The sequence below is a fragment of the Streptomyces radicis genome (assembly GCF_003626575.1).
In the GTDB taxonomy this organism is placed as follows: Bacteria; Actinomycetota; Actinomycetes; order Streptomycetales; family Streptomycetaceae; genus Streptomyces; species Streptomyces radicis.
On record NZ_RBDY01000001.1, the window covers coordinates 612,343 to 625,755 of the forward strand.

Sequence of the window (13,413 nt, forward strand, 5' to 3'; positions counted from 1 at the left end):
CTTCCCGGTAGGAAAGAGGACGCTTCAGAACCCGCGCTGAGCTGGTGATACGTGGCGTCAATTCCGTGATCCACGGCGACGGAAGGCACACCTTATATCCCTGGTAGAGCCATTAAGAGCGCCTATCGAAAACACGCTTGTAACGTCTGCGTGAAATTCATGGCGGTTACTGACCCGGTTACTGACCCCTTCGGAGAGGGAGAGGGAGACGCCCGTGGACACCGACGAGCCAGGGGGCGACAGACGACTGTGCGTGGTCGGCGCCGGGGTGCGTGGCACCATCCTGCTCGACCGGCTGCGCGCCCTGCTCGACCCGGCGGGCGGCGCCCCGGCGAGCGCGGCGGAAGGGCTCACGGTCGACCTCGTGGACCCGCACCGGCCGGGCCCCGGACGGATCTGGCGCACCGATCAGTCGCCCCACCTGGTGATGAACACCAGGGCCGACGCCACAACGGTGTTCACGGGCCCCGAGTCGGCGGTGCGCGGCCCCGCCGACCCACCGGCGCCCACGCTCTACGAGTGGGCCCGTCTCGCGGCGGGCGCCCCGCTGGCCGAGCCACGCCGTTCCGCGCTGGCCGAGGTCGCCGACCGGGTGCGCCCCGGCGGCCTCGGGGCCGCGGCGCCCGAGGCCGCACGGCTGCGCCCCTGGGACTTCGCGTCCCGCGCGCTCTTCGGCCGCTACCTGGCCTGGGCGCTCGCTGATGTGATCGCCCGGCTGCCCCCCGGGGTGCGCGTCGCCCACCACGCGCGGCGCGCGGTGGATGTGCGCGCGGCGCACGGGGACGAACGCGCGCGGGTGCTGCTCGACGACGGCACCGCGCTCCCGGCCGACGCGGTGATCCTGGCCCTCGGCTGGCACCTCGGCAGGGCAGGGCGCGGCGGGTCGGGACGCGGCGGGTCGGGCGGCGCGGGAACCGGTCGGCTCGTGCCCGCGGACAGCCCCGTCGACCAGGACCTCGACCGGATCGCGCCCGGTGCGCCGATCGCGCTGAAGGGGCTCGGCATGAGCTTCTTCGACACCCTGATCCTGCTCACCCAGGGCCGCGGCGGCTCGTTCACCGCGGACGGCTCCGGCGGCCTGGCGTACCGGCGCGGGGGCGACGAGCCGATCGTGTACGCGGGCTCGCGGCGCGGACTGCCGTTCCGCGCCCAGCCGGAGCTGCGCGGCCCATGGGCCGCTCCCGACCTCGCGCACACCCGCGGGGCGATCGCCGCCCTGCCCGCGGCCGACGCGGACCTCGGCGCCGCCGTGCTGCCCGCGCTGCGCCGCGACGCGACCCTCGCCTACTACACGACGCTGGCCCGCGTCTCGCCCGGCGCGTTCGCCGGGGACCCGGTCGCGCTGCTCGGCCCACTGGCCGCGCCTGACGCGGTCGACCCGGCCGCGTCGCGCGACGCGGCGGCGCGCGTGGCGCGGGCGGTGCCCAGGGCGGCGGACCGGCTCGACCTGGCCGCGGCCGAGCGCCCGGTGCCCGACGTGCGGAGCTGGGCGGCGTACCGGGCGTGGGCGACGCGTTACCTGACGGACGATCTGCGGGAGGCGGAACGCGGCCCCGACAGCCCGCTGAAGGCGGCGCTCGCCTGCTACGGCGCGGTGCGGCCCCTGCTCCCCGCCGCCGCGGGCGACGGGCGGCTGACCGCGCGCTCCTACGACGCCGACCTGCTGCCGTTCCTGCGGCTCGCCGGGGTCGTGTGCGGGGTGCCGCCCGCGTTCCGGGTCCGCCAACTGCTCGCGCTGCTACGGGCCGACGTGGTCCGCCTGCTGCCCCCCGGCATGCGCGTCGACACGGCGGCGGGCACCGCGGTGGCCTGGTCGGACGCGGTGCCGGGCCGCCGGGTGGCGGTGGACGCGGTGGTCGAGGCGTATCTGCCGCCGCCGGGGCGCGGGGACGGCACCGGCACGGTGCTCGACGCGCTGTGCGCGCGGCGCGAGGCGCGGCCGCACCGGGTGGGCGGCCTGGCGCGCCCCGGGCTCGACGTGGACGCCGCGACGGGCGCGGTGGTCAGGGCCGACGGCTCGCGGCACCGGCGGCTGTTCGCGGTGGGCCTGCCGGTGGAGTCGCTGCGGATCTTCACCGTCATCGCGCCGGTGGCGGGGACGGACTCGGCGGTCCTGCGCGAGGCCGACGCCTGCGCGCGGGCCGCGCTGTCCGTCGGTCATCCGTCGGCCGCGCGTTGAGACCCGCCGACGCCCCCCGGCCGGTCATCTCCCGGGCCCGAAGGGCCGCGTGACCGGGCGTCCGCGTCCTGGTGCGGGGCGAGGACGCCGCGCGCCCACTCCAGGCGCGGCAGATCGATCATCTGGCCGTCGACCCGCACGGCCGCGCCGAGGGAGTCGCCCGCCACCTCCAGGATCCGTCGAGCCCACCGCACCTCCTCGCCCGTCGGCCGCCACGCTCGGTGCACCGTGGGGATCTGGGCGGGGTGGACACAGAGCCTGCCGCCGAAGCCGAGGGCCCTGGCCCGCAGGGACGACTCGCGCAGCCCTCGCTCGTCGTCGAGTCGGGTGTACACACCGTCGAGCGGCGCGGGCAGCCCGGCCGCCCGCGACGCGTTGACGAGGGAGCAACGCGCCCAGTCCAGCTCCGGCTGACCCGGCTCGGACGGGAGGACGCCGACGTCGAGGGCGTAGTCGACGCTGCCGAAGAGCAGTCGGCCCACGCCAGGCACGCCCGCGATCGCGTCCGCGTCGCGCAGCCCGACGGCGCTCTCCACCAGGGCCAACAGGACCGCACCGGGCGGCAGTCGTGCCACCACCGACGCGACGTGCGGCGCCGTCGAGCTCTTGGGCAGCACCACGCCCGCGAGCCCCGGGGCCTCGGCGAGGGCGGCGAGGTCGTCGTCGTGCCAGACGGTGCCGGTGGCGTTGACGCGCACCAGGGCGCGATGTCCGGTCAGCCACGCGGCGGCCGCCTCGCGCGCCCGCGCCTTGTCCTGAGGAGCGACCGCGTCCTCCAGATCGATCAGCACACCGTCGGCGCCGCTGGCCGCCGCCCTGGCGAAGCGGTCGGGCCGGTCACCAGGGACGAACAGCAGGGTGCGGGCGTGGCGTTGCATGGCGTTGCCTTTCCTAGGGAGGGGCGTCACAGGACCACGAACGTGAACCACGCGGTGACGGGGGCGAGGGCGCAGACACCGGCGCCCCAGCGCAGCAGGCCCCGGTAGGTGTCCTCGCGCCGCGGTTCGGGCGTGTTGGCGATGACCAGCGCGCCATTGGTCGAGAAGGGGCTGGCGTCGACGACGGTCGCCGAGGCCGCGAGCGCGATGACCATCTCGGTCGTCCCGATGGCTCCCGAGGCGAGAAAGGGAACGGCCAGCGGCATGAGCGCGCCCAGGATGCCGGTGGTGGAGGCGAAGGCGGAGACGACGCCGCCCACGTAACAGATGATGAGGGCGGCGAGCAGGGGCGCGCCGATGTCGGCGATCATCGTGCCCAGCGAGTCCACGACGCCGATCGTCTGGAGGAACGCTATATAGGTGACGATCCCGCACACCAGCAGCACCACGGGCCACGCGATCTCCTGGGTGGCCTTCTGGGCGGTGGGCCGGAAGAACAGGGCCAGTGCGGCGGCCAGGGTCAGAGCCGTGAAGCCGGTGTCGAAGGACAGCACGGTGGTGCCGAGCAGCAGGCCGATCATGGCGGCCAGGGTCGCCGCCTGTTCCACCCCCACCGCGGTCGCGGGGGTGTCGGCCCGCTCCCGAGGCGCGGTCGGCGGCGGGCTCTCGACGTGGCGGCGCCGGAAGAACAGCCAGGTGACCCCGGCGACGGCCAGGTTGAAGGCGAAGGTGCCCGCGAAGAGCTGCCCGCCGCTCATGGACAGGTCGTTCTGGCTCACGGTGGAGTTGACGATGCCGCCCAGGATCCCGGTGGGCGAGAAGCTTCCCGCCGCGGCCCCGTTGACCGCCATCAGGCCCGCGTAGAGCGGGGCGAGCCCGTGCCGCACGGCGAAGGTGACACCGATGGGCGCGACGATGGCGACCGCGGCGGGCGACGCGGCCCCGGTCGCGCAGAGCAGCGCGGCGACCAGGAAGAGGATCCAGGGCACCACGCCCGCGCGGTGCCCGGCCGCCCGCACGGCGGCGTGCACCAGCCAGTCGACCGTGCCGTTGACCCTGGCGATGCCGAACAGGAAGGTCACGGCGACCAGGACGACGAACATCTCCGCGGGAAACCCGTCCAGCACGTCCTCGGCCGTGCGGCCGAGTCCGGCACAGCCGAACAGGAAGGCCGCGACCAGCGCCAGCACCCCCATGTTGAGCCCTCGAACGCTGGACAGCACGAAGACGGCGACGAGGATCAGGACCCCGGTCAGCTCCGTGGACATGGCGCGCCCCCGCCCAGGTCCGCCGCCGCGGGAGCGCTCGTCCCTGGGGCGTCGAGCCAGGCGAGTACGGCCTCGGTGTGCTCACCGAGCGCCGGTACGGGGCGCATCCGCCGCGGTTCCGCGGCGCCGCCGTGCACGGTGACCGGGGGGATGAGCCCCTCCAACTGCCCCACGGGGCTGTCGAAGGGGGCCCAGCGACCCCGTTCCCGCAGCTGGGGGTGGTCGCTGAACTCGTGAACGTCGCGCCGGCGCGCATAGGCGATCCTGGCCTCTTCCAGGCGGGCCACGAGCTCATCGGCGGTGAGCCCGCCGGTCACCTCTCCCACCAGCGTGTCGAGCTCGCCGCGGTGGGCCACGCGGTCGGCGTTCCCGGCGAAGCGGCGGTCATCGCGCAGACTCCCGCGGCGCAGCACGATGTCGCAGAAGGACGCCCACTCGCGTTCGTTCTGGAGGCCGAGCACGACGACCTGCCCGTCGCGCGTGGTGAACGGCCCATAGGGGGCGATGGTGGCGTGGCTCGCGCCCGTGCGGGCCGGAGCCGTTCCGCCGTAACGCGTGAAGTACTCGGCGTACCCCATCCACTCGCCCAGCGCCTCGAGCATCGATATCTCGAGCCGGGAGCCCTCGCCGGTTCTGGCCCGCTCGAGCAGGGCGGTGAGGATGCCCGAGTAGGCGTACATCCCGGCGCAGATGTCGGCGATGGAGAGCCCGACCTTCGACGCGGTGTCCGGCGTGCCGGTGATGGCGAGCAGGCCCGCCTCGCTCTGGACGAGAAGGTCGTAGGCCTTGCGGTCGCGGTAACGCCCCGTGCTGCCATACCCGGAGATGTCGCAGGTGATCAGCCGCGGATGGGAGAGCGCAAGGGCCTGGTGGCCGATGCCGAGGCGCGCCGCGGCCCCGGGCGCGAGATTCTGCACCAGCACGTCGGCCCGGTCGACCAGCGCGCGCAGCCGCCGATTGCCCTCGGGCGAACGGACATCGAGCTGGACGCTCTCCTTGCCCCGGTTGAGCCACACGAAGTGGCTCGACATGCCTCGGACGGTGCGGTCGTAGCCACGGGCGAGGTCGCCGCTCCCCGGGCGTTCGATCTTGATGACCCGCGCCCCGAGATCGGCCAGTTGACGGGTGGCGAACGGAGCGGCGACGGCCTGCTCGAGTGAGACGACGACGAGTCCGCTCAGCGGGCCTTCGACAGGGTCCGGGGCCGGGCGGATGTCACGATGACGCGGCTCGGGCATGGGGTCCCTCCCATGGAGATCTGCTCGGTGGTGAGGACACTGTGGGCCGCCTCGTGGTCCCTGTGAAATGACGGATTGGCGCCGACCTCATGCGTGGGACGTATAGTCCGAGGATGGAGATCCGGGAGCTTCAGTGGTTCGCCACGCTGGCCGAGCACGAGCATGTGACGCTCGCGGCCGAGCGGTTGAACATCTCGCAGCCGACCCTGTCCAGGGCCGTGCGCCGCCTGGAACAGCGGGTCGGGGTGCGGCTGTTCGACCGGCACCAGAACCGCCTGCGGCTCAACAAGTACGGCGAGGTCTTCCGCGCCCACGCCCTCCGCGCCATCGCCGAGATCGAGGCGGCCGAGCAGCGCATCGCCACGCTCGTCGACCCCGACGCCGGAACGGTGGCGCTCGGCTTCCTGCACTCGTACGGCACATGGCTGGTGCCCGAGCTCCTGGCCGGCTACCGGACGATCGCCCCGCGCACCACGTTCGAGCTGCGCGGCAACGCCGCCGACACCGTGGTCGACGACGTCAGGCACGGCCGCCTCGACCTGGGCCTGACCAGCCCACGCCCCACCGGGGACGACCTCACGTGGACGCCCCTGCGCGACGAACCGCTGTGTCTGCTCGTCCCCTTCGGCCACCGGCTGGCCGAGCGGCGGCAGGTCAGGACCGCCGAGCTGGCCGATGAGACCTTCGTGGCCCTGCAACCGGTGTTCGGGCTGCGGCAGATCGCCGACCGGCTCTGCGCCGCGTCCGGCTTCACCCCTCGTATCGCGCTGGAGAGCACCGAGCTGAGCACCCTCCGCTCCCTCGTCGAGGCCGGTCTCGGGGTGGCGATCGTGCCCATCACCGGCAGCCCGACCGAGGGGCGGGGGCCGGTGACCGCCGTGCCCCTCGGCGATCGAGGGGCCCTGCGCACCGTGGGGATGATCAGCTCGCCGACCGGCACAAGGCCGCCCGTCGTGCACCGCTTCTTCGACCACGTCAGGTCCACAGCTCATGCGCCCTACGCATAGTCGTGGCGAAGAACGGTCATTTCACAACGCCGAGCGCCCCTCTCGATAATCACCTCATGACTGCTGAGAGCCGCCCCGACGCCCCCTCCGCGCGCCGACCGGTCGTCGGCTGGACAGGCCGGTACTTCGAGGATTTCGCCGTGGGGGACGTTTATCGCCACCCGCTGGGGCGCACCGTCCTCGAGACCGACAACTCATGGCTCACCCTGCTCACCCAGAACTCGGCGCCGCTGCATTTCGACCGTCACTACTCCGCGGGGACGGCCTGGGGCAAGCCCCTGGTGGACTCCACGTTCACCCTCGCCCTGGTCACCGGGCAGAGCGTCACCGACATCTCCCAGCATGTGATGGCCAATCTCGGCTGGGACCGCGTGCGGCTGCCCCATCCGGTGTTCGAGGGAGACACGATCTACTCGCAGTCCGAGGTCCTGAGCACGCGGGACTCGAAGAGCCACACGGACGTCGGGATCGTCACGGTCCGCACCGTCGGCTACAACGAGACGGGCACCGTCGTCATCACCTTCGAACGGACGCTCATGGTCTACCGCCGCGGCCACGGCCCGACGTTCGCCTCGGTGGAGCCCGTCTGGGACGAACGCGCCCGCAGGGCCGCGGGACTCTAGGGCCTGTCTGATAATTCCCGGTGGATCAGCGAGCGGCGGATGGCGCCCGCCTGGCAAGGCGCCGGATCGCAGCTCGTACTCAGCCGTACTCGCGCGATTCGGCAACGCAGCCAGGCGGGATGCCAGTCGTCGCGAGCCCGCCGGGGATTGTCAGACAGGCCCTAGGGTCGCACCGGACGGCCGCCCCGCGCCGCGGCGGCCTCACTCGCAGAAGACCCGCACCTTGGCCGAGGGGTCGTCCACGTCGACGTTGACGTCGTCGAGGTGCTCGATGAGCTCCTCGAGGTGCTGCGGCTTGAGCTCGGCGAGGTCGATCGGCACCCCCGACCTCGCCAGCTCCGCGTTGACCTTGGTGAGCGCCTGCGGAGGGACGAGGGTCGCGAGCCGGACCCCGGCGCGCAGCAGCTGGAGCGGGACGCGGACGTTGACCCGGCTCGGCCCGTCGCCGCCGGAGTCGTCCACCGCGTGCACCACCACGCGCAGATACTTGGGGCGGGCCTTCGGGCGTGACGCGGCTCCCGGCGGCGACTCGGGCCGATCCCGTGCGATGGCGTCGATGAGCCGCTCGGCCTCGTCCGCGGTGATCTTGCCCTCGGCCAGCATCTGGAGGATCTGGCGGCGCTGCTCGTTCATGGGTGCTCTTCCCCTCGGGCTCATCTGACGCTTACGAGCACGGCCGTTCGGCCCCGCGCGATCTCGATCCGGGTGCCGGGCAGCGCCCACAGCAGCTGTCCGGCGCCGCGCAGCGCGCCCACCGGGCTCACCCGGGTGACGAGGCACGCGACCAGCCCGCCCAGCACGGCGAGCAGCAGCAGCGGTGACAGCACGAGCAGCACCGGCAGGACAGGGATGTACAGCCGCTGCCGACGGCCGTTGCGGCGGCGACGGCGCACCGTCACCAGGTGCGGGATCATCTGGGGCCCTCCAACTCGGCCAGCGCCTCCTCGGCGCTGATCTCCCCCCGCCGCAGGCGGTCGACGACGTCGGCGGCGGGGGTGGGCGCCGGGTCGGTGTCGACGAAGTCGAGGCGCTCCGAGATCCGCTTGAGCCGGGACTTGATCGTCGGGTAGCTCACCCCGAAGATCCGCTCCATCTCCTTGATCGAGCCGTGCGATCGCACGAACGCGGCGACGAACACCTGGTCGTCGATGCCGAGCTGGGCCAGCTGCGGCGGCTCGAACTGCCCCTCGATCGCGACGCCGCCGCCCGCGAGGCGGACCCGCTCGACCACGAACGGCTGTCCGCGCGTCAGGTCCGTCAACTCCTGCCAGTCCACCCGCGGCTCCCTGCTCTCGGCGACGACACGCTTGCCGTTTATTTGTACCTTGAGATTTTTAAGGAGTCAACGCGGAGATCTTGATTTTATTGATCCGGCCCTCGGTGGGGGTGCGGTCAGGGGGCCTCTTCGGGGGCCAGGGCGAGGAGGGCGACAAGGGCGAGGACGCGCTGGGCGGCGTCGTTGGTGGCGACGGAGTTGTTGCTGTCGGGGGGCGAGGGCGCGCGGATTTCGTCCACCGGGTGGAGGACGGCGTCGCCATCGACGCGGACCGGCGGGTCCCAGGGGCGGCCCCGGGGGTCGTCGAGGTAGTGGGTCCAGGCGCGTTGGCGGAGGGCGGGGTCGTCGAGCTGCTCCCCGGCCCAGGCGGTGACCTTGGAGTAGATGGTGGGGAAGAGACCGGGGTCGAAGTCGCGGCCGTAGCGCTCGATCCGCTCCTCGGCCGGTGCCTGGGCGTAGCGGGCGAAGTCCAGCAGGGTCCTGCGGAACTCCGGCTCGTCGACGAGCTCGATGGTCTCGAACATGATCTGTTCGCCGCAGAAGGCCATGGTGAGGTTGTAGCCCCCGTCGAAGTCGCCGACGCCGAGGTCCGTCAGGTGACCGGTCGTGTGGTCCCATCCGACGTGGCTGCCCGCCTCGCCGGTGAAGAGCCCGGCCGGGAAGGTCGCGATGTCGCGCATGCCGGTGGTGATCCGGTCGCGCCAGCGGGTGTCGCCGGTGCGTTCCCACTCGGTGAGCCAGTTGCTGACCAGCGCGTACCAGTCGGGCCCGATGCGGATGCGGCCCCGCATGGTCCGTTGCAGGGTGGCGTCGGCCTGGAGCGAGGCGCGCATCAGGTCGCCGATGAGCTCGTCGGCGGTGAGGTAGTGGAGGAAGCGGCGGGTGGCGGACTCGGAGACGCGGGCCTCCTTGGCGCCGTCGCCCCAGTGGAGCACGTTGTGGCGGCAGCCGAGACCGGCGAACCGGCCCGTGAGGTAGGTGTCGGTCTCGCTGAGGTGCCGGGTCATCGCGGACGCCAGGCGGAACGTGCGCGGGTCGCCGGTGCGCAGGAAGGCGTAACAGAGCATGGCGTCGGTGCCCAACTCGGCGTTGTCCCACGCGTATCCGCCCACGTCGTAGCGCCACGTGTGGCGGTCGGAGTCGTAGGTGTGCATGACGTCGCCGTGGTCCCAGAAGCCGTACCACGCGTGTTGCTCGACCTGGTGGGCGTAGAAGGCGACGGTGGCGTCGACGGAGTCCTCGAGCGCCCGGCGCGCCGGGGTGGAACGGTCGGGCAGGCCCCATCTGCCGAAGACCCCGGCGGCCAGGTACGTCCCGGGCGCGGCCACCACCTGGGGGCGTGCGGTCAGCGCCCCGGCGAGCTCGGCGATCCTGGCCCGGGGCGGGGTGGTGGGGAACGCCCACAGCTCCATGTCGGTGGAGCGGGAGATCCCTCGCGGATCGCCCCAGCCGTCGCGGCTGTCCTCGTAGGCCAGGGGGGCGCTGTGTCCCCCCTCGTCGTAGGGCCGCATGTCCATGGCGTGGCCCTCGGGGGACCAGGACCACAGCGTGACGGTGGCCCGGTCGGTGGCGGCGCCGGTGATGTCGAGGGCGCGCGGGTACTGCTGCCAGAAGTCGCGCAGCCCGAACCCCAGGCCGCCGCCGACGCCGCCGACGTAGCCGAGGCCGGGCGCCCGGTCGCCGTGACCGGCGTGGCGCAGCCAACTGACGCCCGGCCTGGTCCGTTTGGCGATCGAGAAGTGCGTGGCCGAGTCCTGGGCCAGCCGGAACTCGTTCCAGGTCGCGAGATCGAGGTGGCCGTCGCGGACCGGTTCGTCCCACTCGGCGACCGGCGGCGTGGCGGTACCGGCCACCTGCGCGGCGGTGACCTCCTCGCCCGGGTCCCGCCACAGGCCGGTCAGGACGCGCACCGGCTCGCCCCACACCCCGCCGTCCCGCCCGGCGAAGCGGACATGACGGTCGTGCGGCTCGTCGGTCAACGGCACCGTGAGCCGCAGCCCGAGGCCCTTCACGAAGTCCCGTTCCGGGTCGCCGTCCCACACGAAGTGGTGCACCAGCCGGATCGACTCGGCACCGGCGGACAGGAAGATCCGCAGCGTCCAAGGGAAGAGCGCGCGGCCGTCGCCTTTTGGGGCGTCACCTCCGTGGCCGTCACCTCCGTGGCCGTCACCTCCGTCGCCGTCGCCGTCCTGGGCGTAGTGGCCGCTCAGCTTCACCACCGCGCGCACCGGGCCCGACTGTTCGATGTCCACCTCGGTGGCCACCCCGGTCCAGGCCGTGCGGCGGAGCGTGGCCGCGTCCCCCTCGTCGGGGCCCTCCTGGAGCAGCAGCGTCAACCGGCCGTCCACCGCGGTGATCCGCCCGTCGCGGCCGAGGGAGCGCAGCGGGGTCAGGCCGCCGCCCGCCACCCGCACGTCGACGAGCCCGTTGGACACCACGATGTCCCCGCCGTCGTGCCGCACGGTCACCGGCCGCTCGGGAGCCGTGGGCGCGCCCGGGGCGAGGTGGAGACCGTCGGCGCGCCCGGCGTCGGCGCCGACGCAGTGCCCGCTCCACTTGAGGCTGCCGTCGGGCCAGTAGGCCAACGGCCAGCTCTGCACGGGAACGCCGCGACCACGGGGGTCGGTGAGCGCGAACTCGGTGTCGGCGGCGACCCGGCCGCGTGGCCATGAGACGCCCCAGCGGGCGCCCGTCGTGGTCGAGGGAACGCCGTCGAGCCAGTGGAGGCGCACGGGCTCGACGGCGAGGGGCGTGTCGTCGGGCGGGAGCGGGCCGCGCGGGGCGGGTGCAGGCGTCAAGGTTTTGTCCTCGCTCATCGGTCGTCCCCGCGTTCGTGTTCCGTGGGATCCGCGTTCCTCGTACCCCGGGACTCGCGCAGGACGGCCGCGCCATAGGGCGGGAGGCGCAGCTTTCCGCCGGTGATCGCGCCGGGGGGTTCGAGGAGGTCGACGGGGGCGTTCGGGGTGTCGCCCAGGGCGACGGTGACCTCCTCAGGGGTGTGGTTGATGAGGAAGAGGTGCTCGGTGCCGTCGGCGCCGCGGCGGCGGGCGGCCTCCACGCCGTCGGTGGTCTCGAGGACCGGGGTGACCCCGGCGCCGGTGACGCTCGCGAGGACGACGCGGCGCAGGGTGTCGGGGTCGGGCGAGGTGCCCAGGTAGGTGGCGGTGCCCGCGCCGTGACGGTGGCGGGTCACGGCGGGCACGCCCTTGAGCTCGCCTTCGGTGTAGGTGGCCAGGGCCTCGGCGCCGTCGAGCTCGATGACGTCCTGCCAGTCGTGGGCCGTGCCCGGGTGCCCGGCGTGGCCGAGTCCATGGGTCTCGCCCGGCTGGAGGGGGTTGAACTCGTCGATGTGGATGCCCAGCACGTCGCGGAACGCCCCGGGGTGGCCGCCGTCCCGCACCCGGTCGTGTTCGTCGACGATGCCCGAGAAGTAGGACATCAGCAGATGCCGTCCGCCATGGACGAAGGCGGTGAGGTTGGCGGCGCCCGCGTCGTCCACCAGGTACAGGTTCGGCACGACGACCAGCCGGTAGGCGCCCAGGTCGTCGTGCGGGTGGACGAAGTCGACGGGGATGTTGGCGTTCCACAGCGGGCGGTAGTGGTCGAGGACGCGGGCCTTGAGGTCAAGGTCCTGGGAAGGGTGGTTGGGCCCCTCCACGGCCCACCAGTTCTCCCAGTCCCAGACGATCGCGACCTCGGCGGGGTCGCATGTGCCGCCGACCAGGTCCGCCAGGTGCGTCAGGTCCCGGCCCAGCTCCTTCACCTCACGCCACGTGCGGGTGCGGGTGCCGCCGTGCGGGAGCATCGCGGAGTGGAAGGGTTCCGCCCCGGCGCGGGACTGGCGCCACTGGAAGAACATGACGGAGTCGGCGCCGCGGGCGACGGCCTGGAGGGAGAGGACGCGCATCCGCCCGGCCGCGCGGGCGGAGTTGCGGCGGCGCTGGACGTTGGCGCCGGTGGCCGACTCCATCACCAGCCATGGCCTGCCGCCGCGCAGGGAGCGCATCAGGTCGAACTGGTAGGCCGCGTGGATCTGGCCCTCGGGATCCCAGGTGTTGGGGTAGACGTCGATGGAGACGACGTCCTCATCGGCGGCCCAACGCCGGTAGTCGAGTTCCTTGAACGCCCCCATGAAGTTGGTCGTGACCGGCAGGTCCGGGCTGTGGCGGCGGACGATGTCCCGCTCGGCGAGGAAGCACTCGAGCGAGGCCGCGTCCGCGAACCGGTGGAAGTCGAGTCGCTGCCCCGGGTTCGGGCCGGACAGCTGTCGGCCCACCGGGGTGCCGACGTGGTCGAACGAGTCGTAGCGCTGCCCCCAGAACGCCGTGCCCCACGCCTCGTTCAGGGCGTCGACGGTGCCGTAGCGGGCGGCCAGCCACCGGCGGAAGTGGGCGACCGAGGCGGGGCAGTGGCACGCCCGGCCGATGTACTCGTTGCCGATGTGCCACATGGCGAGCGCCGGGTGGTCGGCGTAGCGCTCGGCCAGCCGCTCGGTGATCCGCGCCGCGTGGTGGCGGAAGACGGGGGAGGAGACGCAGTACTGGTTGCGGGCGCCGAACCGGTAGACATGGCCGTCGGCGTCGACCGGCAGCGTCTCGGGGTGGACATGGGCCAGCCAGGACGGCGGTGCGGCGGTGGGCGTGGCCAGGTCGACGCCGATGTCCGCCTGGGCCAGCAGATCCATGACCTCGTCGAGCCAGCCGAACGCGAAGACGCCAGGGCTCGGCTCAAGGAGTCCCCACGAGAAGACCCCCACGGTCACCAGGTTCACCCCGGTCTCCCGCATCAGGCGGACGTCCTCACGCCACACCTCCTTGGGCCACTGCTCGGGGTTGTAGTCACCGCCGAACGCCAGGCCCCGAAGGCGGTGCCTCAGGCCGGTGAGGCGCTCCTCGGCGCGGTCGGGGTGGGACATGCGCTTTCCTCTCTTCTGCCAGCTCTTCA

The 13,413-nt window shown here is 73.1% G+C and carries 11 protein-coding genes; 3 read left to right on the top strand and 8 right to left on the bottom strand.

From position 1 onward, the window contains the following. Nucleotides 1-214: 214 nt before the first annotated feature. Nucleotides 215-2,179, top strand: a complete 1,965-nt coding sequence (locus D7318_RS02735; protein ID WP_120695164.1) for an FAD/NAD(P)-binding protein — start codon at nt 215-217, stop codon at nt 2,177-2,179. On the opposite strand, the gene D7318_RS02740 is transcribed toward D7318_RS02735, so the two are convergent. From D7318_RS02740 to D7318_RS02750, 3 genes are read right to left on the bottom strand one after another with little or no spacing between them, the layout of a single operon-like run. Then, on the bottom strand, nt 2,158-3,057 hold the full coding sequence (locus D7318_RS02740; RefSeq protein ID WP_120695165.1) for an HpcH/HpaI aldolase/citrate lyase family protein: 900 nt from the start codon (nt 3,055-3,057) through the stop codon (nt 2,158-2,160). The two genes, D7318_RS02735 and D7318_RS02740, sit on opposite strands and share 22 nt — an antisense overlap. Nucleotides 3,058-3,083: 26 nt before the next feature. Beyond that, nucleotides 3,084-4,325 (bottom strand): SLC13 family permease, encoded by a 1,242-nt coding sequence (locus D7318_RS02745; protein WP_120695166.1) that lies wholly within the window; start codon nt 4,323-4,325, stop codon nt 3,084-3,086. Then, the gene (locus tag D7318_RS02750) at nt 4,310-5,563 is read right to left on the bottom strand and encodes a CaiB/BaiF CoA transferase family protein (protein ID WP_120695167.1); all 1,254 of its coding nucleotides are present in this window, start codon (nt 5,561-5,563) and stop codon (nt 4,310-4,312) included. The genes D7318_RS02745 and D7318_RS02750 overlap by 16 nt, the downstream gene beginning before the upstream one ends. A 113-nt stretch (nt 5,564-5,676) precedes the next feature. On the opposite strand from D7318_RS02750, the gene D7318_RS02755 reads away from it, so the two are divergent. After that, the gene (locus D7318_RS02755) at nt 5,677-6,570 is read left to right on the top strand and encodes a LysR family transcriptional regulator (protein ID WP_120695168.1); all 894 of its coding nucleotides are present in this window, start codon (nt 5,677-5,679) and stop codon (nt 6,568-6,570) included. 56 nt (nt 6,571-6,626) lie between these two features. Further along, nucleotides 6,627-7,193, top strand: coding sequence for a MaoC family dehydratase (locus D7318_RS02760; RefSeq protein ID WP_120695169.1), 567 nt, complete (start codon nt 6,627-6,629; stop codon nt 7,191-7,193). Between the two features lie 201 nt (nt 7,194-7,394). On the opposite strand, the gene D7318_RS02765 is transcribed toward D7318_RS02760, so the two are convergent. The 5 genes from D7318_RS02765 to D7318_RS02785 all read right to left on the bottom strand — a co-directional run bounded on the left by D7318_RS02765 (nt 7,395) and on the right by D7318_RS02785 (nt 13,384). Next, nucleotides 7,395-7,826, bottom strand: a complete 432-nt coding sequence (locus tag D7318_RS02765) for an SHOCT-like domain-containing protein (RefSeq protein ID WP_120695170.1) — start codon at nt 7,824-7,826, stop codon at nt 7,395-7,397. A gap of 20 nt (nt 7,827-7,846) precedes the next feature. After that, the gene (locus D7318_RS02770) at nt 7,847-8,107 is read right to left on the bottom strand and encodes a hypothetical protein (RefSeq protein WP_120695171.1); all 261 of its coding nucleotides are present in this window, start codon (nt 8,105-8,107) and stop codon (nt 7,847-7,849) included. Continuing rightward, nucleotides 8,104-8,469: a DUF2089 domain-containing protein gene (locus D7318_RS02775; RefSeq protein WP_120695172.1), complete on the bottom strand. Its 366-nt coding sequence runs from the start codon at nt 8,467-8,469 to the stop codon at nt 8,104-8,106. The genes D7318_RS02770 and D7318_RS02775 overlap by 4 nt, the downstream gene beginning before the upstream one ends. 116 nt (nt 8,470-8,585) lie before the next feature. Continuing rightward, nucleotides 8,586-11,267 (bottom strand): exo-rhamnogalacturonan lyase family protein, encoded by a 2,682-nt coding sequence (locus D7318_RS02780; protein WP_120695173.1) that lies wholly within the window; start codon nt 11,265-11,267, stop codon nt 8,586-8,588. A 14-nt stretch (nt 11,268-11,281) separates the two neighbouring features. Beyond that, nucleotides 11,282-13,384 (bottom strand): beta-galactosidase, encoded by a 2,103-nt coding sequence (locus tag D7318_RS02785; RefSeq protein WP_120695174.1) that lies wholly within the window; start codon nt 13,382-13,384, stop codon nt 11,282-11,284. Nucleotides 13,385-13,413: the final 29 nt, after the last annotated feature.

Excerpts from the sequence above, each read along its gene's own strand:
- D7318_RS02740 (WP_120695165.1), bottom strand. The coding sequence starts at position 3,057 with ATGCAACGCCACGCCCGCACCCTGCTGTTCGTCCCTGGTGACCGGCCC.
- D7318_RS02745 (WP_120695166.1), bottom strand. The coding sequence starts at position 4,325 with ATGTCCACGGAGCTGACCGGGGTCCTGATCCTCGTCGCCGTCTTCGTG.
- D7318_RS02750 (WP_120695167.1), bottom strand. The coding sequence starts at position 5,563 with ATGCCCGAGCCGCGTCATCGTGACATCCGCCCGGCCCCGGACCCTGTC.
- D7318_RS02755 (WP_120695168.1), top strand. The coding sequence starts at position 5,677 with ATGGAGATCCGGGAGCTTCAGTGGTTCGCCACGCTGGCCGAGCACGAG.
- D7318_RS02760 (WP_120695169.1), top strand. The coding sequence starts at position 6,627 with ATGACTGCTGAGAGCCGCCCCGACGCCCCCTCCGCGCGCCGACCGGTC.
- D7318_RS02765 (WP_120695170.1), bottom strand. The coding sequence starts at position 7,826 with ATGAACGAGCAGCGCCGCCAGATCCTCCAGATGCTGGCCGAGGGCAAG.
- D7318_RS02770 (WP_120695171.1), bottom strand. The coding sequence starts at position 8,107 with ATGATCCCGCACCTGGTGACGGTGCGCCGTCGCCGCCGCAACGGCCGT.
- D7318_RS02785 (WP_120695174.1), bottom strand. The coding sequence starts at position 13,384 with ATGTCCCACCCCGACCGCGCCGAGGAGCGCCTCACCGGCCTGAGGCAC.